This is a genomic window from Microbacterium sp. K41 (assembly GCF_004794395.1).
Taxonomy (GTDB): Bacteria; Actinomycetota; Actinomycetes; order Actinomycetales; family Microbacteriaceae; genus Microbacterium; species Microbacterium sufflavum.
This window is the reverse complement of the sequence record NZ_SSDO01000430.1, coordinates 1-2,087: the sequence shown is the minus strand read 5'-3', so window position 1 is coordinate 2,087 and position 2,087 is coordinate 1. Positions and strand designations below refer to the sequence as shown.

Below are 2,087 nucleotides of genomic sequence, written 5' to 3'. Positions count from 1 at the left end.
TCCGGCAACGGGCGCATCGCCGACGGCTCCGGCACGCTCGCCACCGCCACCGCGGGCGCCGCGCCGTCGATGCTCCCGTGGATCCTCGGGGTCGCGCTCGCCGGGCTCATCGCGATCGGGTTCTGGGTGGGGCACCGGATCAGCCACCGCCGCGCGCTCGCCCTGGCCGCCTGACCCCTGACCCCTTCTCTTCTGAGCGGACGCCGTTCCCCCCCCCCCGGCGGCGTCCGCTCAGAGCTTCGGCAGCCGGACCGTCCCGGTGGCGATGCGCTCCGTGGGCATGCGATCGCGGTTGTAGGTGATCTCGCGATAGCCGTGCGGGGTCGGCATCCCGTCCTCGTCCAGGCTCACGAACACGATCTCGTCGATCGTGAGGATGCGCTTGCGGGTGATCATGTTGCGGGCGACCGCGCGCATCGTCAGCGACGTGGTGCCGAACCGCGTCGCCTGCAGGCCGATCTCGATCAGGTCGCCCTGCACCGCCGACGCCTCGAACGTGATCGCGGAGATGTGCTTCGTCACGGCGCGGTAGTTGCCCAGCTGCACGATCGCGTAGATCGCCGCCTCTTCATCGATCCACTTCAGCAGGCTGCCGCCGAAGAGCGTGCCGTTCGCGTTGAGGTCTTCGGGGCGCACCCACTTGCGGGTGCGGAAGTTGATCCCGTCTTCCGACCACTGCCATTCCGGTGCCTTCTGTCTCGCCATGTGCTCGAGGCTAGGAGCGTCGTGAGTCGGGGGTGTTACGCGCGGCTTTCGGGCAGCGCACACGCCCTCCGCCCACGGCGGATCCGCCCACGGCGGAGACCGACCCACCGGCTCCCGGAGCGACGGAGGCTGGGGTCATGAGCGACGAGAAACCCATACCCCAGTTCAGCCAGGAAGCCCGGCGCGCGCTCTTCCACGAGCGCGTGCTCGTGCTCGACGGCGCCCTCGACGACGACAACGGCACGCTGCTGATGACGCAGCTGCTCAGCCTCTCGGCAGAAGACCCCGTCGCCGACATCGCCCTGTGGATCCACTCTCCCGGCGGGTCCGTGCCGTCGATGCTCGCGATCCGCGACCTCATGCGGCTCGTCCCCAACGACGTCTCGACCCTCGCGCTCGGCCTCGCGTGCAGCGCCGGACAGTTCCTGCTGTCGGCTGGCACACCGGGCAAGCGTCGGGCGCTGCCGCACGCGCGCATCCTCATGCATCAGGGTTCGGCGGGCATCGGCGGATCCGCGGTCGAGATCGAAGCGCAGGCGGACGACCTCCGTCACATGCGCGACACCGTGCTCGGACTCATCGCCCACGACACCGGTCAGCCCGTGGAGCGGATCTTCGAGGACTCCCTGCACGACCGCTGGTACACCGCCACGCAGGCGCAGGAGTACGGCTTCATCGACCGGATCGTGGAGTCGACGGCCGACATCATGCCGCGACGCCGCGCGCGCGTGGGACTGGGGGCGGACGCATGAGCAGCTACACGATCCCCAACGTGATCGCCCAGCACCCCCGCGGCGAGCGGGTCATGGACGTGTACTCGCACCTGCTGGCCGAACGCGTCATCTACCTCGGCACCGGCATCGACGCGGGCGTGGCGAACGCGCTCATCGCACAGCTGCTGCACCTCGACGCCGACAGCCCCGACTCCGCGGTGCAGTTCTACATCAACAGCGAGGGCGGCGATCCCGGGGCGGCGCTCGCGATCTACGACACGATGCAGCACATCCGTCCCCGCATCGCCACGACCTGCGTCGGCCAGGCCATCGGTCCGGCGGCGCTGCTCGTCGCGGCAGGGGCGCCGGGGGAGCGGGCCGCTCTCGCGCACGCGCGCATCGTGCTGCATCAGCCCGCCGGGCAGTCGCGGGGTGCGATCCCCGACCTCATCCTCGCGGCCGACGAGGTGGTGCGGGTGCGGTCCGACATGGAGGCGATCCTGGCCAGGCACAGCGGTCGCACCCTCGAGGAGCTCCGCGTCGACACCGACCGCGACCGGGTGTTCACGGCCGTGGCGGCGAAGGAGTACGGCCTGATCGACACCGTGCTCGGGCCGCGCGACGCGGGGTGACGCCCGGACCCGGGGCCGGCGCTGCGGTGCCGCGTCG

General features: G+C 71.0%; 3 protein-coding genes. 2 read left to right on the top strand and 1 reads right to left on the bottom strand.

From position 1 onward, the window contains the following. Nucleotides 1–231: 231 nt before the first annotated feature. Nucleotides 232–705, bottom strand: coding sequence for an acyl-CoA thioesterase (locus DW309_RS13580; protein ID WP_136029001.1), 474 nt, complete (start codon nucleotides 703–705; stop codon nucleotides 232–234). 137 nt (nucleotides 706–842) lie between these two features. Here DW309_RS13580 and DW309_RS13575 point away from each other — a divergent pair, with 137 nt between their 5' ends. Both DW309_RS13575 and DW309_RS13570 read left to right on the top strand, forming a co-directional pair. After that, the gene (locus DW309_RS13575) at nucleotides 843–1,457 is read left to right on the top strand and encodes a ClpP family protease (RefSeq protein WP_136029000.1); all 615 of its coding nucleotides are present in this window, start codon (nucleotides 843–845) and stop codon (nucleotides 1,455–1,457) included. Beyond that, on the top strand, nucleotides 1,454–2,050 hold the full coding sequence (locus tag DW309_RS13570) for a ClpP family protease (RefSeq protein WP_136028998.1): 597 nt from the start codon (nucleotides 1,454–1,456) through the stop codon (nucleotides 2,048–2,050). Before DW309_RS13575 ends, DW309_RS13570 begins: the two co-directional genes overlap by 4 nt. Nucleotides 2,051–2,087 lie beyond the last annotated feature (37 nt).

Excerpts from the sequence above, each read along its gene's own strand:
- DW309_RS13580 (WP_136029001.1), bottom strand. The coding sequence starts at position 705 with ATGGCGAGACAGAAGGCACCGGAATGGCAGTGGTCGGAAGACGGGATC.
- DW309_RS13575 (WP_136029000.1), top strand. The coding sequence starts at position 843 with ATGAGCGACGAGAAACCCATACCCCAGTTCAGCCAGGAAGCCCGGCGC.
- DW309_RS13570 (WP_136028998.1), top strand. The coding sequence starts at position 1,454 with ATGAGCAGCTACACGATCCCCAACGTGATCGCCCAGCACCCCCGCGGC.